This is a genomic window from Bradyrhizobium frederickii (genome assembly GCF_004570865.1).
GTDB lineage: Bacteria > Pseudomonadota > Alphaproteobacteria > Rhizobiales > Xanthobacteraceae > Bradyrhizobium > Bradyrhizobium frederickii.
In genome coordinates this window covers 355412-374435 of sequence record NZ_SPQS01000001.1, presented here as the reverse complement: position 1 = coordinate 374435, position 19024 = coordinate 355412, and the positions used below count along the sequence as shown (strand labels likewise).

Annotated in this window: 18 protein-coding genes; 12 read left to right on the top strand and 6 right to left on the bottom strand. The window is 64.3% G+C overall.

What is annotated here, in order from left to right; all coding sequences use genetic code 11:
- Window positions 1-17: 17 nt before the first annotated feature.
- On the bottom strand, window positions 18-548 hold the full coding sequence (locus tag E4K64_RS01740) for a GcrA family cell cycle regulator (RefSeq protein WP_135161873.1): 531 nt from the start codon (window positions 546-548) through the stop codon (window positions 18-20).
- A 166-nt stretch (window positions 549-714) separates the two neighbouring features.
- Between E4K64_RS01740 and E4K64_RS01735 the strand changes: the two genes are divergently transcribed.
- Window positions 715-1323, top strand: a complete 609-nt coding sequence (locus tag E4K64_RS01735) for a S24 family peptidase (protein ID WP_035705094.1) — start codon at window positions 715-717, stop codon at window positions 1321-1323.
- 99 nt (window positions 1324-1422) lie between these two features.
- Entirely contained in the window at window positions 1423-1698 is a 276-nt protein-coding gene (locus E4K64_RS01730) for a hypothetical protein (RefSeq protein WP_126255622.1), read from the top strand.
- 35 nt (window positions 1699-1733) lie between these two features.
- Here the strand turns inward: E4K64_RS01730 and E4K64_RS01725 are convergent, their stop codons facing one another.
- On the bottom strand, window positions 1734-2708 hold the full coding sequence (locus E4K64_RS01725) for a quinone oxidoreductase family protein (RefSeq protein ID WP_135161872.1): 975 nt from the start codon (window positions 2706-2708) through the stop codon (window positions 1734-1736).
- Window positions 2709-2933: 225 nt separating this feature from the next.
- Here E4K64_RS01725 and E4K64_RS01720 point away from each other — a divergent pair, with 225 nt between their 5' ends.
- The 3 genes from E4K64_RS01720 to E4K64_RS01710 all read left to right on the top strand — a co-directional run bounded on the left by E4K64_RS01720 (window position 2934) and on the right by E4K64_RS01710 (window position 5610).
- Window positions 2934-3134, top strand: coding sequence for a hypothetical protein (locus E4K64_RS01720; RefSeq protein ID WP_126255620.1), 201 nt, complete (start codon window positions 2934-2936; stop codon window positions 3132-3134).
- Between the two features lie 146 nt (window positions 3135-3280).
- Window positions 3281-4228, top strand: a complete 948-nt coding sequence (locus tag E4K64_RS01715) for an AAA family ATPase (RefSeq protein ID WP_027562443.1) — start codon at window positions 3281-3283, stop codon at window positions 4226-4228.
- A gap of 5 nt (window positions 4229-4233) precedes the next feature.
- Window positions 4234-5610, top strand: a complete 1377-nt coding sequence (locus E4K64_RS01710; RefSeq protein WP_135161871.1) for a vWA domain-containing protein — start codon at window positions 4234-4236, stop codon at window positions 5608-5610.
- A 33-nt stretch (window positions 5611-5643) separates the two neighbouring features.
- Here E4K64_RS01710 and E4K64_RS01705 read toward each other — a convergent pair whose 3' ends face one another.
- A complete protein-coding gene (locus tag E4K64_RS01705) occupies window positions 5644-5826 on the bottom strand; it encodes a hypothetical protein (protein ID WP_135161870.1) in 183 nt (60 codons plus the stop codon).
- A gap of 348 nt (window positions 5827-6174) precedes the next feature.
- Here E4K64_RS01705 and E4K64_RS01700 point away from each other — a divergent pair, with 348 nt between their 5' ends.
- Window positions 6175-6396, top strand: coding sequence for a hypothetical protein (locus E4K64_RS01700; protein WP_135161869.1), 222 nt, complete (start codon window positions 6175-6177; stop codon window positions 6394-6396).
- A 48-nt stretch (window positions 6397-6444) separates the two neighbouring features.
- Here the strand turns inward: E4K64_RS01700 and E4K64_RS01695 are convergent, their stop codons facing one another.
- Window positions 6445-7818, bottom strand: coding sequence for a hypothetical protein (locus E4K64_RS01695; RefSeq protein WP_135161868.1), 1374 nt, complete (start codon window positions 7816-7818; stop codon window positions 6445-6447).
- A 424-nt stretch (window positions 7819-8242) separates the two neighbouring features.
- On the opposite strand from E4K64_RS01695, the gene E4K64_RS01690 reads away from it, so the two are divergent.
- From E4K64_RS01690 to E4K64_RS01675, 4 genes are all read left to right on the top strand, one after another.
- Entirely contained in the window at window positions 8243-9832 is a 1590-nt protein-coding gene (locus tag E4K64_RS01690; RefSeq protein ID WP_167771744.1) for an ABC transporter ATP-binding protein, read from the top strand.
- Window positions 9816-10907: an ABC transporter permease gene (locus tag E4K64_RS01685; protein ID WP_135161866.1), complete on the top strand. Its 1092-nt coding sequence runs from the start codon at window positions 9816-9818 to the stop codon at window positions 10905-10907. The genes E4K64_RS01690 and E4K64_RS01685 overlap by 17 nt, the downstream gene beginning before the upstream one ends.
- Complete coding sequence (locus E4K64_RS01680) at window positions 10894-11811, top strand: ABC transporter permease (protein WP_126255614.1); 918 nt, start codon at window positions 10894-10896, stop codon at window positions 11809-11811. The genes E4K64_RS01685 and E4K64_RS01680 overlap by 14 nt, the downstream gene beginning before the upstream one ends.
- A gap of 77 nt (window positions 11812-11888) precedes the next feature.
- Window positions 11889-12965, top strand: coding sequence for a BMP family ABC transporter substrate-binding protein (locus E4K64_RS01675; RefSeq protein WP_167771743.1), 1077 nt, complete (start codon window positions 11889-11891; stop codon window positions 12963-12965).
- A 105-nt stretch (window positions 12966-13070) separates the two neighbouring features.
- On the opposite strand, the gene E4K64_RS01670 is transcribed toward E4K64_RS01675, so the two are convergent.
- Window positions 13071-14420: an 8-oxoguanine deaminase gene (locus tag E4K64_RS01670; protein ID WP_167771742.1), complete on the bottom strand. Its 1350-nt coding sequence runs from the start codon at window positions 14418-14420 to the stop codon at window positions 13071-13073.
- A gap of 165 nt (window positions 14421-14585) precedes the next feature.
- On the opposite strand from E4K64_RS01670, the gene E4K64_RS01665 reads away from it, so the two are divergent.
- Both E4K64_RS01665 and E4K64_RS01660 read left to right on the top strand, forming a co-directional pair.
- The gene (locus E4K64_RS01665) at window positions 14586-15410 is read left to right on the top strand and encodes an FAD binding domain-containing protein (RefSeq protein ID WP_135161863.1); all 825 of its coding nucleotides are present in this window, start codon (window positions 14586-14588) and stop codon (window positions 15408-15410) included.
- Window positions 15407-18133 carry a molybdopterin-dependent oxidoreductase gene (locus E4K64_RS01660; RefSeq protein ID WP_135161862.1) on the top strand — a complete coding sequence of 909 codons (2727 nt, stop codon included), beginning with the start codon at window positions 15407-15409 and terminating at the stop codon, window positions 18131-18133. The genes E4K64_RS01665 and E4K64_RS01660 overlap by 4 nt, the downstream gene beginning before the upstream one ends.
- A gap of 1 nt (window position 18134) precedes the next feature.
- On the opposite strand, the gene uraD is transcribed toward E4K64_RS01660, so the two are convergent.
- Window positions 18135-19022 carry a 2-oxo-4-hydroxy-4-carboxy-5-ureidoimidazoline decarboxylase gene (uraD, locus tag E4K64_RS01655; protein ID WP_135161861.1) on the bottom strand — a complete coding sequence of 296 codons (888 nt, stop codon included), beginning with the start codon at window positions 19020-19022 and terminating at the stop codon, window positions 18135-18137.
- Window positions 19023-19024: the final 2 nt, after the last annotated feature.

Below are 19024 nucleotides of genomic sequence, written 5' to 3'. Positions count from 1 at the left end.
GATGAAAGGGTGGGAGCTCAGGCAGCGGAGACCAGCCTCAGCACGACGGGACCGGGGGCGCGGGCGGACGCCGCACCGGAGCGGCGCGTCAGGCGCGCATGCGGCGCGCAATAGCTGGAACCCGGCCGGCAGGGATGACCACAGAAGGCAATCTCCTCCCCGTCCTTGTCGCCGCCATAGGGATAGCGGCAATCGGCCGGCTCGAGCTCGACCAGTTGGATCAGGCGCGGCTGAACGCCGACGCAGCGCAACTTCACCGGCGCCGCAGGCTTCATTGCGGACTTCGGCGGCACATTCAGGTTCGGTAACACCGCGCGGCGCGGCGAAACCGGAGCCTCACCCGGCAAATATGGCGTGATCGACGGGCTCGTTATCCATTCCGGGATGACGAGCCCGAGCCGCTTGGCGCGGCCGATCACCGCATTGCGGGTATAAGCCGTTCCAAACCTTGCATTAATCTGTCTTCCGATCTCCGCATAAGACATGCCCTTGCGAAAATAGTCGCGAAGCGCGTCGGAGTGCTCCGACGGCCAATGGCCCGGTTCCATGATGCTGTCCTGTGATGCGCCCTCCCCCGTCGAACGACCGGGAGGCGAAACACACATTCCGGTATTCCGAAGCACGAGTCAAGCGATAATTCTGATATTCATAATTGCATCAATTCCGAATTTCGGATTACAAGAGGCAAGACGGTGCGCAATCGAGGGAATCACCATGTTGGACGTTGCAATGATCGAGCGGGGCCTGGAGAAGACGGGCAAGAGCAAGGGCGGCCTGGCGGCGGCCATGGGCGTGCGCCCCGGCGCGGTCTCGGAGATCCTCGGCGGCGAACGTCTGGTGAAGGCTTCGGAGATCATTCCGATCATGGAATATCTCGAGCTCAATCTCGCGCCGATCATGGGCCGGGTCGGCGCCGGCGCCGTGATCGAGCCGGATTACGAGCAGGTTCCGCCGGAGGGGCTTGGCGACATCACGCTGCCCTTCCCGATCATGGAAGAAACCGTCGCATTCGAAATCGTGGGCGATTCGATGCTGCCCAAATACGAGAGCGGCGACGTGATCGTGGTCTACAAGGACCAGCGCCACCCGCTGTCGAGCTTCTACGGCGAGGAGGCCGTGGTCCGGCTCAAGACCGGCGAGCGCTATCTGAAAACCATCGAGCGGGGGAAAAGTCCGTCCGTCGTCAATCTCACCAGCTTCAATGCCAAGCCGATCGTCGGCGTCAAGCTCGACTGGGTGGGGGAGATCTGCCTGTCGATGCCCAAAGGGCAGCTCGAGCGGCTGCGCGCCAAATCGGCGCGGCCGCGCAAGAAGGGCAAGTGACGCTCATTTCCGTTTTTCAGAAAAAATCCTTGACTTGATTCCGTTTTTCGGAAATACTCTGCCGCGCCCCGGTGACGGGAGCGCGGCAGGGTCGTTTTCATGCAATATTTCGTCGTGATGATCGACTACGGGCGGCGCGGCCGTGAGGCGGTCGTCGACCCCGAAATCACCAGGCGCGAGGTCGTCTCCCGCATCGCCTCGGGCGAATACCAGAACGTCTCGTTCATCCACGAGATCGCGGAGAATTCGGTCGAGGACGTCACCGAGGCCATACTGACCGAGGCGGCCCTGCCCCAGATCCCGCCGGAAGAGGTCGACCTCCAGGCAGTCCGCCTCGACCACACCCGCGATCTGCGCAAGCACGAACGGACGTGACGCAGCCGAGCCTGCGTCAACGTCCCCAGAGCGGATCAGACCGTGAGGACGGTCGATCCCGTCGTCTTGCGCGCGGCGAGATCGGCATGCGCCTTGGCGGCGTCCTTCAGCGGATAGGTCTGATGCACCTCGATCTTGACCGCACCGGACTTGACGACGTCGAACAGCTCGCCTGCCATCGCAACCAGGTTTTCACGCTTGGCGGCATAGGTAAACAGGGTCGGGCGGGTGACGTAGAGCGAGCCCTTCTGCGCCAGCAGGCCGAGATTGAGCGGCTCGACCGCGCCGGAGGACTGGCCGAACAGCGCGGCGACGCCGAGCGGCGCGAGGCAGTCCAGCGATTTCAGGAACGTGTCCTTGCCGACGGAATCGTAGACCACCGGCACCTTCTTGCCGTTCGTGATCTCGTCCACCCGCTTCACGAAATCCTCGCGGGTGTAGATGATGACGTGATCGCAGCCATGCGCCTTAGCAAGCTTGGCCTTCTCGTCGTTGCTGACGGTGCCGATCACGGTCGCGCCGAGGTGCTTGGCCCACTGGCTCAGGATCAGGCCGACGCCGCCGGCTGCCGCATGCAGCAGGATCGTGTCTCCGGCCTTCACCCGATAGGTCTGCCGGATCAGATATTGTGTGGTGAGCCCTTTGAGCATCATCGCCGCCGCGGTCTTGTCGTCGACGCCGTCCGGCAGCTTCAGCAAACGGTCCGCAGGGATCAGCCGCGCCTCGGAATAGGCCCCGAGCGGCGAGGCGCCGTAGGCGACACGATCGCCCGGCTTCAGATCGGTGACACCGGGCCCGACCTCCTCGACGATTCCGGCCGCCTCGCTGCCGAGCCCGCTCGGCAGTTGCGCCGGGTACAGGCCCGAACGGTTGTAGATATCGACGAAGTTGAGGCCAACCGCGGTGTGGCGGATGCGCGCCTCGCCCGGCCCGGGCTTGCCGACGCTGACCTCCTCCCAGACCAGGACTTCCGGACCGCCGGTCTTGTGAAAACGAATGGCATGGGTCATGGGCGTTGCTCCCTTAGCGTTGGGTGAGGATCCGAAAAAGCCGGATTGGCCGCAGAAATAGGCATTCCGTCTGCCCGTTACAGTACAGACACGTAACAAGAATGTCACAGCAAGCGACAAACCTCCGCTGTTCGACCTCCGTTCGAAAGAGTTGATGGTGCGCCTGACGCAACCGGCAGTAACTTCTGCGCGGGGTTTGGTGGTCGCCTGCGAAGGAGAGCCGAGATGCCAGCTTATGTACAGCATCATCAGGACGTCGAGATCGCGCCCGTGAATTGCCCCACTTGCATGGGGTTCCTGCCGATGTATGTGCGCGAGGTCGAGCCGCATTGGAGCCTTGCCAAGATCGACTTTGTCTATGAATGCGCCGATTGCGGCGCCGAGGTCAGACAGACCATCCGCAAGCCGACCGTGCTGCGGCACTGATCCTGCGGACGGCGAACCGCCCAACTATTTGCGTTCAGCGGAAAAAACGCCGCTGATGCGGGGCTGGTGTCTCCCAAACGAGGCTTGTTCTTTGCCGGGAACGCAGGCAGAACAAGCCTCAAGCAAGACCTTGGGAGCGCCCATTCGTGGCTGATCAGAAGGCCTCGACCTCGATCGAGGCAGTGGAGAGCGGCCTCGCCGCGCAGGGCTATATCGCGAGCCGGCAGATCGCGACCGCCGTCTATTTGTCGCAGCAGATCGAGAAGCCGATCCTGGTCGAGGGCCCCGCAGGCGTCGGCAAGACCGAGCTTGCCAAGGCGATCGCCGCCTGGCGCGGCATGAAGATGATCCGCCTGCAATGCTACGAAGGCCTCGACGAAGCCAAGGCGCTCTACGAGTGGAAATACGCCAAGCAGCTTCTCTACACGCAGATCCTCAAGGACAAGCTCGGCGAAGTCCTCGGCGGCGCGCAGACACTGCATGCCGCGCTCGACCAGCTCCACGATTTTGGCGACGTGTTCTTCTCCAAGGAATTCGTCGAGCCGCGTCCCCTGCTTCAGGCGCTGGAACAGCCGGGCGGCTGCGTGCTGCTGATCGACGAGATCGACAAGTCGGACGCGGAATTCGAATCGCTTCTGCTGGAGATTCTGTCCGACTTCCAGGTCACGATCCCCGAGCTCGGCACCGTCTCGGCGATCACGCCGCCGACCGTGATCCTCACTTCCAACAGCGAACGCGACCTCGGCGACGCCTTGAAGCGGCGCTGCCTGCATCTGCATATCGGCTTTCCCGAGCAGCGGCTCGAGGAGCGCATCGTCGAAAGCCGCGTGCCCGGCATCTCGCAGGCGCTGCGCCGGCAGATGGTCGGCTTCATCCACGAGATCCGCTCGCTGGATCTGAAGAAGCTGCCGTCGGTCAGCGAGACCATCGACTGGGCACGCGTCCTGGTGCTGCTCCAGGCCACCGAGCTCGACACCGATATCGTCAAGGACACCCTCAACGTGCTCCTGAAATACGAAGCTGACATCGAGGCCGCATCGCCGCAGGTGACGACCTTCATTGCCAAGGCGGCACGGTCCAACGTCTTCGGTTGACGCCGATGCGCGAGAACCTCCATCGTTTCTTTCGGGCAGCGCGGGGCGTCGGCGTTCACGTTTCGCCTGCCGAAAGCATCGATGCAATGCGCGCCGTCGCGCAAGTCGGCATCTCCGACCGTGCCGTGCTGCGCGACGCGCTGCTGCTGACGCTTGCCAAGTCGCAGGACGAGAAGCTCGCGCTCGGCGATTGTTTCGATCTGTTCTTCAGCCGGCCGGAACCGCGGCAGGACCAGCCTGAGACGAACAACGACGACGCTTCGCAGGACACAGATCAGTCGCCCTCTTCCAGTTCGGCCAGCGAGCGGGGCGAAGGTCAGCCTCCTCAGGGTTTGGGTCCGCTTGCGCAGATGCTGCTGTCGCAGGACCGCAATGCGATCGCGGCGGCCATTGCCAGCGCCTCCGGTGCGGCCTCCCTGTCCGACATCCGCTACTCCACCCAGCGCGGCATCTTCTCCAGCCGGATCCTCGACGCCATGGGCCTGCAGCGCCTGCGCGACGATCTCGACCAGCTGACCGCGACCAACCCGGCGCTGGCCGAGCGTCTGCGTGCCGCGCTCGACGCCTTGCGCGAGGCGGTGCGCGACACGGTCTCGCAGGGGCTTGCGCTCTATGCCCGCGAGGAGGCCGAAAATCTTCGCAACGAGATCCTGCGCAACGCGCCGCTTGCCCGCATCGAGCGACGCCAGGTCGCCGAGATGCGCGCCCTCATCCGCCAGATCGCGCGCCGGCTGCGCGAGCGCTACTCCAAGCCGCGCAAGCGCCAGCGCCGCGGCCATCTCGACGTCCGCCGCACGCTGCGCCGCAACGCGGCCTGGGGCGGCGTGCCGTTCCTGACTGCGTGGAAACGCAAGCATCGCGACCGGCCGAAGATCGTGGCGATTTGCGACGTCTCCGGCTCGGTCGCCCAGGTCTCCGATTTCTTCCTGCTCCTGATCCACTCCTTGCACGAAGTGGTCGATGACGTCCGCTCCTTCGCCTTCTCCTCGCATCTGATCGAGGTCAGCGACGTCCTGGAGGCGAAATCGCCGGAAGAGGCGATGGCGGAGATCATGTCCAAGGTCGGTTTCGGCTCGTCGGACTACGGCTCTTCGCTGGTCGATTTCGAGAAGGACTTCATGAGCGCGCTGACGCCGCAAACCACGGTGATCGTCCTCGGCGATGCCCGCAGCAACAACCTCGACCCGCGCGCCGATATCCTGCGCCGCATCTCCGAACGCTCTAAGCGGCTGGTCTGGCTCAATCCCGAAGGACGGCTCGCCTGGGGCTTCGGCGATTCCGAGATGCCGCGCTACGCGACCTTCTGCAGCGTCGTGCGCCAATGCGCCACCGCGCAACAGCTCGAGCGCGCCGTGTCGGATATCGTGGCGACTTATCAGTAGGTCTCGCGCGCGGCCAACCTCGTTGGCGAAAGGTCAGTTTCGCGCAAGCTCCGCCTGGCCGACGTTACACTCCCGGAAGTGATAGGCGATTTCCTCGAGCGCGCGCTGCTTCCATTCCTCGGCTTGCGCGAGCCAAAACAGCCGGCGATCAAAATCGAGCGCCGCACGCTCCCGGCACAGGGATTCCTGACTGCGAATTTCGACCAGCCTGTCCATGCACTCCACTCCTGCCGCGTGAAGTCATTCCCCGCAAATCAACCTAACAGAATCCCGGATTGCTCGCGTCACGATTTCTGTGCATATCGCGACGCATCATGGGACAGTGATACTTGCCGTGCACTGCGGTAGCTCGCAGCGCAGCATCAACTGTGGATCATCAATTAGTGATCGAGCCACGGGACGATATTCCCGATCAATCGATCTACTTCGCGTGTCGCAACGAAGTGCGGCAATTTGTGAAGAGGCGTTCTAAACGGCCCACCGAATTCCCGACTCATTGTCGTCGCATGGTCTTCATGCGGCGCCGCTAACAGGGGCGCGAACGGCACGGTCTCCTGAGGTAACATGAGCAACGATTTTGACTTCGAACTTGCGCCGGACCAGTGGGAAGCGCTGCGTACACTTCGTAACCCGCTGTCGAACGGCCGCCTCGCGAAGTCCTATCTCGTCGATGGCCTCGTCGAGCTCGGCCTTGTTGCCATCAACGACGGTGTACCTGCGATAACGCCGACCGGACGCAAGGTGCTCGTGCGCGGATCGTGCCGGTTGCTGGATCTCGTGGCGTGACAGATTCGCGCTGATCCTCGGCGACATCCTGCCGGGATATCACCGGGTTCAGTCGTTCCACTGCAGGAGCGGCGATCCATATGCCCTCCTCCAGACGGACAGGAAGCGCGGAAACCAGGAGTGAGCCACCGCACCCTTATAGGCCCAGGTGCGATATTTCAGACCCTGCTCGGAGATCAACTCCTGATATCCGCCGTGCAGCTCGGTCGCGGTCCGTATGTCCTTCAATATTCCCTGAGCGCAGGAACGGTAGGTCTCGCTTCCCGAGAATTCATCATAGTCCAGCATGCGATCCGCAAATTCGACGTTGAACGTCGGCCAGGAGGTACGTCCCTGGTAGGCAGGCGCCGCGATCTTGTGGATCATCTTGTTCCGCGGATTATCCGCCGACACCAGGAAGTGGAACGTGCTGGGGATGCGAAAGCGCGGCTCCGCAATGATCAGATCCGCCGTCGCCGCGAACAGCGCCCGCTCGCTGGCATCGTTCAGATTCCAGAAGCCGCGATGCACGCTGACGAAATCCAGCGCGACCAAGGACGCCGGCGGGCCCTCCGGTCCGTCGAGAGAATGCCTGATGTATCCGTCCCTGCCGAACAGGTGGAGCAGATCCTTCTTGTACTGCACGAGGTCGCGCCCGAGCAGACGCTTCAGCTCGCTCTCATCGACGATTCCGAGCTGCACGCTCCACACGAAGGTCGTATGGACGCAGGCATTGGTTACGAAGCGCCGGCGCTCGGCGCGGGTATCCGTTGCGGCGGAGCGAGGACCACGAGCGTCGCACAGCAAATAGGTGCTGCCGTCATGATCGAACGGCTCGAGCTCGCTTGCGAGCTTAAGGATGGCACGCTTCAGGTCACCGCCATATTCGGCCAGCAGCAGGCGGCCGGCATGCGCGCATTGTGACATCGCCAGATAGGACGGCGCCCTCTGGTCGGCCAAGATCATCTGCTGCAGGCCGGCCAGAATGCCGAGCAGCGTATCCGACGGGCGGGAGAAGTAGTTCACGCCGAGGTATCGACCGCGCCCGGCCGGGACGATGGTCGTCGTGACGACATCGGCGCGAACCGCCTCAAGCAACAAACGGATGCTCCTGTCGAGAAGCCGCGCCCGCCGCACCGCGTCCTGCGCATCCATGATGGTTTCGGGGTCGAGGACGTCAGGATAGAACCAGGCGAAGTCACGGGGGTAATAGGCGGATGCGTGGGGTGCGCCGGTGACGAGGAAAGCCTCGGTCACCGAAAATGCGCTGTCCATCGCGTGCCGGTAGAGGTCCTCGATGGCCGACAACGAATGATGCGATTTTCTCAGGAATCGATCCCCGAGAAAATTGACCGCCTGGAGGGCGTTGGCGAAAAACGTCGCAGCCACACCTCGGTAGAATCGGTTTCCGCGATCTGAAGACAACGAGATATCGCTATTCATATGCAGGCTAGGGTAACTCCGATGGTGCGGCCACCATCCAAAGCTTGGCTGATTCGTATTTCGTCCAGATGACTTGCCGGCTGAGGCCAGCCGTCGCCGGGCATTCCGTTTGATTTCGCTCTTCCTTCATATCGAGCGGATGTTGCGGAGCACGATGGTCAGGAGCCGACGTTGCGTCGATCCGCAGTGCACAGGTGCGCGCAACTTTGCCCACTGCGACGTCAAGTCAGCATGGCGGGTTCCGATTTGGCTTGAACCGTCACAAATCTGCAACAGGCCCCCGCTGAAGCGGCGCCCGCGGGCGATGCCAGGGCGCTTCAGCACGCACGGCCCCCGGTGCCTGCCGAAGCGTTGAGCAAGGGATGATGCATTTTCACACCTTACGCCGGGCTCCAAACTGGCCCACTATCGAGATATTTCATCCATGCAAGCGCATCAGCGAATGTTTGATTCAACACCTGAGGGCCTGAATTCCGGCGAATCTCCGCTGCTGCGGACGATCGGGCTCACCAAACGGTATGGCGATTTCCTTGCCAACGATTCCATCGACATCGATATCTGGCCCGGCCAAATCCACGCGCTGCTCGGTGAAAATGGGGCCGGCAAGTCGACGCTGGTCAAGGCGATCTACGGGCTGATCCAGCCCAGCGCCGGTGAAATTTACTGGCTGGGCGAACGCATCGTGCTGTCCGGCCCCTCGGAAGCCCGCAGCCGCGGCATCGGCATGGTATTTCAGCACTTCTCGCTGTTCGACAATCTCACGGTCGCCGAGAACGTCGCGCTCGGCCTCGACGGACGGGAATCCTTCAACGACATGTCGGCGCGGCTGGCACAGGTGTCGAAGACTTACGGCCTTCCGCTCGATCCCCGGCGCGAGGTCTGGCAATTGTCGGTCGGCGAGCGCCAGCGCATCGAAATCGTCCGCGCGCTGATGCAAGACCCGAAATTCCTGATCCTGGACGAGCCCACCGCAGTCTTGACGCCGCAGGAATCCGATCAGCTTTTCATCGTACTGGAGCGCCTCAAGTCCGAAGGCCGCGCCATCCTCTACATCAGCCACAAGCTCGAGGAGGTGAAGCGGCTCTGCGATACCGCCACGATCCTGCGCGGCGGCAGGAAGGTCGAGACCTGCGATCCCCGGCGCGAGACCGCCGCTTCGCTCGCGCGCATGATGGTCGGCGGAGAGATCAAGGAGGTGAAGGCGGCGGCCGGTCGGACGACCACCGTGCCGCGGCTCGTCGTCAACGATCTGTCGCTCGCACCAGGCGAGGCGCATGGCGTGCGCCTCGCGCACATCTCGTTCGAACTGAAGGGCGGCGAGATTCTGGGGATCGCGGGCGTTGCGGGCAACGGCCAGGACGAATTATTCGCCGCGCTGTCCGGCGAGCGATTGTCGAAGGATCCGGGCACGGTGGTGATCGAAGGCATTGCCGCCGGCCATCTCTCCATCACGCAACGGCGCAAGCTGGGTGCCGCCTTCGTTCCCGAGGAACGGCTCGGCCACGGCACGGCGCCGCGCATGAAGCTCTCGGAGAACGCGCTGCTCACCGGCCATGCTGCGAGCGGCATGGTGCATCGCGGCTTCATCGATACCGCCGCCACGCTGAAGACCGTCGACCGTGCGACCGAGACCTTCGACGTGCGCAAGGCCAAGCGCGATCCCGAAGCAGCATCCCTTTCCGGCGGCAATCTGCAAAAATTCATCGTGGGACGCGAGATCCTGCGCAACCCCGCGGTGCTGGTCGTGAGCCAGCCGACCTGGGGCGTCGACGCCGGCGCCGCTGCCGTCATTCGCCAGGCGCTGCTTGATCTCGCAACCGCGGGCGCCGCCGTGCTCGTGACCAGCCAGGATCTGGACGAACTCGCCGAGATCGCCGACCGTATCGCCGTGATGTTCCACGGCAGGTTATCAGCGCCGCTCGCCGCCAGCGAGGCGACGCGCGAAAAGCTCGGCCTTCTCATGGGCGGCAGCATGCTGGAGCCGAAGGAGGCGGCGCATGCAGTTGGTGCTTGAGAAGCGCGCCGAGCGTTCCGGCACGATCGCGCTGGTCTCGCCGCTGATCGCGGTCGGCCTCACGATCGTGACCATGGTCATCCTGTTCGCGATCCTCGGCAAAAATCCGCTGCTCGCTTTGCACGCCTATTTCATCGCGCCCTTGACCGACGGCTATTCGCTCCAGGAGATCGCGGTAAAGGCAACGCCGCTGGTGATGATCGCGATCGGGCTGTCGCTCTGCTATCTCGCCAATGCCTGGAACATCGGCGCCGAAGGTCAGTTCCTGATCGGCGCGGTGGCCGGAAGCTGGATCGCGGTGAGGACGCAAGGCACCGACGCCGGCGCCTGGGTGCTACCCGCCATGCTCGTCCTTGCCGCCGCCGCAGGTGCGCTCTATGCGCTGATCCCGGCGATCTGCAAGGTGAAGTTCGGTGCCAGCGAGATCCTGACCAGCTTGATGCTGGTCTATGTTGCCGACCTCTTCCTCGACTATCTCGTGCGCGGCCCCTGGCGTGACCCGCACGGCTTCAACTTCCCGACCACGGCCGAGTTCGACCCGGTGGCGACCGTCCCGCTGCTGATCGAGGGCGGCCGGCTGCATCTCGGCGCGATCATCGCGCTTCTTGTCGTGGCGGCCGCCGCAATCCTGCTCGGGCGAACCATCAAGGGTTTTGAGATCCGCGTCGTTGGCGCAGCCCCCCGCGCGGCGCGGTTCGGCGGCTTCAAAGCCGACCATCTGGTCATCCTGACCTTCGCGGTATCAGGCGCGCTCGCGGGCCTCGCCGGCATCATCGAGGTTGCAGGTCCCGTCGGCCATCTCCAGCCCGGCATCTCCCCCGGCTACGGTTTTACGGCGATCATTGTTGCCTTCCTCGGCCGGCTGAATCCGCTGGGAATACTGGTTGCAGGCCTTTTCCTTGCGTTGACCTTTATCGGCGGCGAGCAAGCGCAGATCGCGATGAAGATCCCGTTGGATGTCACCAAGGTTTTTCAGGGTATTCTGCTGTTCTACGTGCTCGCCTGCGATTCCCTGATCCTCTATCGCTTCAGGCTGGTCTTCCCGAACCGTCAGGTGGCCCGTGGAACTCGTTGAAGCCATCATCCTTTCGGTGCTCGCCGCATCGACGCCGCTCCTGCTCGCCGCGACCGGAGAGCTCGTGACCGAGCGCTCCGGCGTGCTCAATCTCGGCGTCGAGGGCATGATGATCGTCGGCGCGGCCTGCGGCTTTGCCGGGGCCTGGCTCACCGGATCGATCTTCGTTGGAGCGCTGTTCGGCATCCTCGCGGGCACGATGATGTCGCTGATCTTCGCATTGATGGCGCTCGGGCTCGCCGTCAACCAGGTCGCGACGGGTCTCGCGCTGACCATCCTCGGCGTCGGGCTGTCCGGACTGGTCGGTGCCGGCTTCGTCGGCGAGCGCATCACGCCGGCAGCCCATCTCTCCATTCCGGGCCTCACCGATATCCCGCTGGTCGGCCGCGTGCTGTTCGGCGAGGATGCTTTCGTCTACTTCTCCATTGCACTCGTCGTCGCCGTCTGGTGGTTCCTGTACCGTACGCGCGCGGGACTCATCCTGCGCGCCTGCGGCGACAATCACGTCTCCGCACATGCGCTGGGTTATCCCGTGTTGCGGATCCGCACCTTCGCCGTGATGTTCGGTGGCGCCTGCGCCGGGCTTGCAGGCGCCTATCTGCCGCTCGCCTATACGCCGTTCTTCATCCCCGGCATGACCGCGGGCCGCGGCTGGATCGCCCTGGCGCTGGTGGTGTTCTCGTCCTGGCGGCCGGGCCGGCTCGTAGTCGGCGCCTATCTCTTCGGCGCCGTGACGATCCTTCAGCTGCATGCGCAAGGCTGGGGCGTCGGCATTCCCTCGCAATTCATGTCGGCGCTGCCTTATCTTGCGACCGTCATCGTTCTGGTTCTGCTCTCCCGTGCGCGCAGCGGCGGCTCGACCGCACCGGCCGCGCTCGGGACCGTGTTCGTACCTGACCGCTGAGTTTCATTTTCGCGACAGGCGCGATGGGGCGCGCAGGTTGCGGATCGTGGCTTCCCCCTGATGTTTGGAGATCGATGATGAGGAAATCACTTCTTGCGCTGGCCGCCACACTCTTGCTCGCCGGGAGCATCAGTGCAGCCTCCGCCGCCGACAAGCTGAAGGTCGGCTTCATCTATCTGGGCCCGATCGGAGACTTGGGGTGGACCTATCAGCACGATCTCGGGCGCCAGGCTCTGGTCAAGGAATTGGGCGACAAGATCGAGACCACCTATCTCGAGAACGTGCCCGAAGGCCCCGACGCCGAACGCGCCATCGAGCAGCTCGTCCGCGCCGGCAACAAGCTGATCTTCACGACGTCGTTCGGCTACATGGATCCGACGCTGAAGGTCGCCAAGAAATATCCGAATGTGCATTTCGAGCACGCCACCGGATACAAGCGCAACCCGAACATGTCGACCTATTCGGCCAAATGGTATCAGGGCCGCTACATTCAGGGCCTGATCGCGGCCAAGATGTCGAAGTCGGGTGTGCTCGGCTATATCGGCTCATTCCCGATTCCGGAGGTCGTCTCCGGCATCAACGCGACGATGCTGGCGGCGCAGACCATCAACCCGAACATCAAGGTCAAGATCATCTGGGCCAACACCTGGTTCGATCCGGGCAAGGAGGCCGACGCCGCCAAGGCTTTGATCGACCAGGGCGCCGACGTGATCATGCAGCATACGGATTCGCCCGCGGCGATGCAGATCGCCAGCGAACGCGGCAAGCTCGCCTTCGGCCAGGATTCCGAGATGATCAAGTTCGGGCCGAAGACCCAGCTGACCTCGATCCTGGACACCTGGGGCCCCTACTACATCGAGCGCGTCAAGGCCGAGCTCGCCGGCACCTGGAAGTCCGAGGACAGCTGGGGCGGCCTCGACAGCCACATGTTCGCGATGGCGCCCTATACCAACATGCCCGACGAGGTGAAGAAAATGGCGGAGGATGCCCAGGCCGCGATCACCGCAGGCAAGCTGCATCCGTTCAAATGCCCGATTGTTGGGCAGGACGGCAAGGCGGTGGAGTGCAAGGGCGGTGATCACCTCGATGACAGCCAGATCCTCGGCATGAATTTCTACGTCAAGGGCATCGACGACAAGCTGCCGGGCAAGTAGCACGCTTCTTGCTTTGCCCAAATCACCTGCTCCTCCCGGAGGAGGTTCGGAGGGGGTGGCCAGAAGCACCCGGCACTTGTGGTCGCCCCCTCTTTCAATGTCTGCTTATCCCGACTGCATGGCCCGCGCCGCGGAACTGTGGCGACGGATGAGATCGGCGACATCGAGACCCGGAATCGCACCGTCGGTCACGACCCATTTTCCGGCTACCATCACGCGATCGGCCCGATGCGCTCCGCACAGAACCAGCGCGGCCAGGGGATCGCCATGGCCGGAGAAGCGCAGCTCGTCCAGCTTGAACAGCGCGAGATCGGCCGCCTTGCCGACGGCGATCTCGCCGAGTTCCGGCCGGCCGATGCAGGCCGCCGAGCCCTTGGTAGCCCAGCGCAACGCATCCTTGTGGCTGACTTTCGTGACGCCATAGCGGGCCCGTTGCAGCAGGAACGCAGCCCGCACCTCCTGCATCAGGTTCGATCCGTCGTTCGAGGCGGAGCCGTCCACGCCGAGCCCAATGCCGACGCCGGCCTCTTCCATCTCGCAGACCGGACAGCAGCCTGACGCCAGCAACTGGTTGCTGCACGCGCAATGGCTGATGGTCGTCCTGGCCATGCCGAGCCGCTTGATCTCGTCGGCGTTGAAGAAAATCCCGTGAGCGAGCCAGGTTCGCGCAGAGAGCCAACCGCATTGTTCGAGATAGTCGAGCGGGCGGCAGCCATACATCTGCTCGCAAAACTTGTTCTCGTCCTCGGTCTCGGCGAGATGGGTATGCAGACGCACATCGAGCTTGCCGGCGAGATCGGCGGTCGCGCGCATCAGCGACGTCGTCACCGAGAACGGCGAGCACGGCGCCAGCGCGATCTGCACCATTGCATCCGGACCGCGCTGGTGATGTTTTGCGACCACGCGCGCGCTGTCGGCGAGGATCGTGTCCTCGTCCTGCACCACGCTGTCGGGCGGCAGGCCGCCGTCGCGCTGCGACAGGTTCATCGAGCCGCGCGTCAGCAGCACGCGAACACCGAGCCGCTTTGCGACGCCGACCTCGATGTCGACGGCGCCCTCGAGTCCTGCCGGGAAAACGTAATGATGATCGGTCGTGGTCGTGCAGCCCGACAGCAGCAGCTCGGACATCGCCACGGCGACGCCGAGCTCGAGCGCGTCAGGCGTCAGCTTGGCCCAGACCGGATAAAGTGCCTGGAGCCAGGGGAACAGCTCGCGGTCCATCGCGGCCGGCAGCGCCCGCGTCAGCGTCTGGTAGAAGTGATGATGGGTGTTGATCAGGCCCGGCAGCACGACGTGTTCGCTCGCATCGAACACCGCGACATCGGCGGTCGCAGGCGTGCCGCCGGCCGGCACGAGCTCGACAATCCGGCCGTCCGTCACCACAATCCCGCGCTCGGCACCGTCGGCGAGGATCGCCAGGGGATCCCTGATCCAAATCGGCCTTGTGTCGCCCATGATTCCGCTTCTCCTCACATTCGTTGACGACGGGACCGCAAGGCGGAGGCGGGTCCGATTGCGGTTTTGCTGCGACTTGTCGTTGCGACTTCTTGTTGCGACTTGGCTCCGGTCTTGCAAGACTTTCTGTCGGACGATTCACCCGACGCAAGCGTGGGCGCAGCCATGGACTTGAATACCATCACAGCGGTCGCCCATCCGCAAACGCGCGCACAGCTCCCGGTCTGGACGGCAGGGGATGCTTGGCTGGCAGGCGGCACCTGGCTGTTCTCGGAGCCGCAGACTCATCTGACACGGTTGATCGATCTCACCGATCTGAAATGGCCGGCGCTGACGGTCACAGAGAACCATCTCAGCATCGCCGCGACCTGCACCATCGCGCAGCTCGATGGTCTCGCCTGCCCGCCTGACTGGCGCGCAGCGCCGCTGATCGGCCAGTGCTGCCGGGCCTTTTTGGCCTCGTTCAAGATCTGGAAGACCGCGACCATCGGCGGCAATCTCTGCATGTCGTTGCCGGCAGGGCCGATGATCTCGCTCGCCTCCGCGCTCGACGGTATCTGCACCATCTGGAAAGCCGGTGGCGGCGAGCAGAAGATTCCGGTCATCGACTTCGTCACCGGCAACCAGCGCAATCGCCTGACGCCGGGTGACCTGCTACGCCAGATCGATGTTCCGGTTGCCGCGTTGAAACGCCGCACGGCGTTTCGTCAGATCTCGCTGGCACCGGTCGGCCGATCGGCGGCGCTCCTGATTGGCAGCCGTGATACCGATGACATGCTGACGCTCACGGTTACCGCATCGACGGTGCGGCCGATCCAGTTGTCCTTTCGCGGCGCTCCGGATGCGAGTGCGTTGCACGCAGCGATCGCGCAGCAGATCACGGACGATCTGTATCACACCGACATCCACGGCCAGCCGCTCTGGCGCAAACACATGACATTGCGCCTCGCCGAGGAGATTCGCCGCGAGCTCTTGGGAGCAACGTCGTGAGTTTCGAGATCAACGGCAAGACGTTCGCGCAGGAGCCGCGCGCCGGCCAATGCCTGCGCACGTTCCTGCGCGAGCTCGGCCATTTCGGCGTGAAAAAGGGCTGCGACGCCGGCGATTGCGGCGCCTGCACCGTGCTGCTTGACGGCGAGCCGGTGCATAGCTGCCTGATCCCGGCGTTCCGGGCCGAGGGACGCCCCGTAACCACGATCGAAGGTCTCGCCGGAGACCACGGCACGCATCCGATGCAGCAGGCCTTCCTCGACGCCCAGGGCTTTCAATGCGGCTTCTGCACCGCCGGCATGATCCTGACCTGCGCCTCGCTGAACCAGGCCCAGCGCACCGATCTCGGCGCGGCGCTGAAGGGCAATATCTGCCGTTGCACCGGCTACCGCTCGATCGAGGATGCATTGCTCGGCAAGACCAACGTCGAAACAGGCGTCGAGGCCGGCGCCGCCTTCGGCCGCAGCCTGCCGGCGCCGGCCGGCACCGACATCGTGCGTGGCATCGCGCGCTACACCTTCGACACCGCGATCGACGGCCTGCTTCACGTCAAGCTGGCGCGATCGCCTCATGCCCACGCTAGGATCGCCGCGATCGACAAGTCGCAAGCGCTGCAGGTTCCCGGCGTGCACGCGGTGCTGACGCACGAGGATGCACCATCGGTCCTGATCTCGACTGCGCGACACGAGATGGACTGGATGGACCCGGAGGACACCCGCATTCTCGACGACGTCGTCCGATTCATCGGACAGCGGGTTGCCGCAATCGTCGCCGAGAGCGAGGCCGCCGCCGAGGAGGCCTGCCGCCGGCTGAAGGTCGATTACGAGATTCTGCCGGCGCTGATCGATCCCGAGCAGGCGATGGCGCCGGGCGCGCCCGTCATTCATCCCGATCGAACCACCGCGAACCGCATCGCCGATCCCCAGCGCAACCTCGCGGCGGAAACGCATGGCGAATTCGGCAATGTCGCCTCGGCGCTCGCCGCGTCCGCCGTCACATACGAGGCCACCTTCAACAGTCATCGCGTGCAGCATGCGGCGCTGGAGACCCATGGCGGCCTCGCCTGGCTCGATGAGTCCGGTGTGCTCAACGTCCGCAGCTCGACGCAGGTGCCGTTCCTGACCCGCCGCGCGCTGTCGAATATCTTCCAGCTTCCCATGGACAAGGTCCGCGTGTTCTGCGAGCGCGTCGGCGGCGGCTTTGGCGGCAAGCAGGAGATGTTCGTCGAGGACATTCTGGCCCTCGCTACGCTGAAGACCGGACGCCCTGTGAAACTGGAGTTCACCCGCGAGGAGCAGTTCATCGCGACCTCGACGCGGCACCCGATGCGGGTCCACATCAAGGCCGGCGCCGACGCCGACGGCAAGCTCACCGCGCTCCAGCTCGACCTACTCTCCAACACCGGCGCTTACGGCAATCACGCCGGGCCCGTGATGTTCCACGCCCTGGCGGAGACCATCGCCGTCTACAACTGCCCGAACAAGCGGGTCGATGGCTTTGCGGTCTATACCAATACGGTGCCGGCGGGGGCGTTTCGCGGTTACGGCCTGCCACAGGCGCTCATCGCCGTCGAAGCCGCAATCGACGAGCTGGCGAAGCAACTCGGCATCAGCGCCTACGAGATGCGCCGGCGCAACATCGTCAGACCCGGCGATCCCATGCTGTCGCCGCCACCGTCCGAATATCACGACGTCGTCTACGGCTCCTACGGGCTCGACCAGTGTCTCGACCTCGTCGAGCGCGCCATGCATGCCGATGGTCCCCAGCCGGACCTGTCGCCGGAATGGCTGATCGGCGACGGCGTCGCGTTGACCATGATTCACACCGTGCCGCCGGCCGGACATATCGCCGACGCCATGATCGTGCTCAACGAGCATGGCGGCTTCGAGCTCACCGTCGGCACCGCCGAGTTCGGCAACGGCACCAGCACCGTGCACCGGCAGATCGCGGCGACCACACTTGCGACCACCGTCGACAGGATCCACCTGCGCCAGTCCGACACGGCCCATGGCGGCCATGACACCGGCGCCTATGGCAGTGCGGGCACCTTCGTCGCCGGCAAAGCGACCCATGCGGCTTCCATGCAGCTCGCAACCGAGCTGAAGGCGGCCGCCGCCGGCGCGTGGCTCTGTGACGTCGGGACCTGTGTGCTCGAGGACAATGCGGTCGTCAGCGGCGTACGGCGCATGTCCTTTGTGGAGCTGGCGAAGCTCGGCGGCGAACGCGGACGACCGTTCGTCGGCAGCGGCAATTCCGGCGGCACGCCGCGCTCGGTCGGCTTCAACGTGCAGGGTTTTCGCGTCGCCGTGAACCGGGGCACCGGCGAGCTCAGGATTCTCAGGAGCGTGCACGCCGCCGACGCAGGCGTCGTCGCCAACCCCATGCAGTGCCGCGGCCAGGTCGAAGGCGGCGTCGCGCAAGCGCTCGGCGCCGCGCTCTACGAGGAAATGGTGATCGATGCTGAGGGGCGCGTGACCAACCCGAAATTCCGCGACTACCACCTGCCCTCTTTCGCCGACGTGCCGCGCACCGAGGTGTTCTTCGCCGAGACGACCGACACCATCGGTCCGTTGGGGGCGAAGTCGATGAGCGAGAGTCCGTACAATCCGGTCGCTGCCGCGCTCGGCAACGCCATTGCCGATGCCACCGGCATCCGCTTCACCGCACCGCCGTTCAAGCCGGACCGGCTGTTTCCGGCGCTGCTCGAGAAGTTCGGCGGCTAGACTAGCTGCCGCGATAGGTCGAATAGCTCCACGGCGTGACCAGCAGCGGCACGTGATAATGGCCTTCCGGCTCGCTGATCGCGAAGCGCAGCGGGATGTCGTCGAGGAAAGGCGGGTCGGTGAGCTGCACGTTGCGCTCGGCGTAGTATCCGGCAGTGCTGAATCTGAGTTCGTAACGGCCGATCGGCAGCGGCCGGCCGCCGATCAGCGGCTGGTCGGTGCGGCCGTCCGCATTGGTGACCGCGCGCGCGATGATTCGGTTCTCGCCGAGCGCGGAGAGTTCGACAAGCTCCACGGGGATGCCCGCCGCGGGCCTGCCGATGTGATTGTCCAGCACATGCGTCGACAACCGGCCATGCACCTTCAACTCGTCGTCGGCAATGACGAGCTGATCGAGCCGCAGCGCCGAGATGCGACCGATCTCCTCGATCGCACGCCGTGTCTCGGTCTTGGCGATATTGCGCAACCGGACCTCGAAATCGCGCAGTACGGAATCCCGGGTGTGCCGGCGCACGCAGACGATATAGGGGAAGCCGAACTTGGCGCGATAGGCGTTGTTGACGCGCTCGAACGCGGCATATTCGGCATCCGACAGCCGGTCGAGGCCGGCGCTGTTCTGCTCATTGGTCGATTCCGCCGTGAGCCCTGCCGCGCGCCGGGTCTTGCTGGCGAGATCGGGATGCGCCCGGATCAGCGCGAGCTGCACATCGGGGTCGGCGCTTTGAATGACCGCCATCAGCGCCGTGTGCAACTGGTTGATGCCGGCGAACGGCCGCTTGTCGGCGAGCTGCTCGGCGATCCACGGCGAATATTCGACGACGTTGGCAAGCGCGGCGACGAAATCGGCCTCGGCAGCGCCATTGAGATCGGACAGGGAAATCTGCGACATCG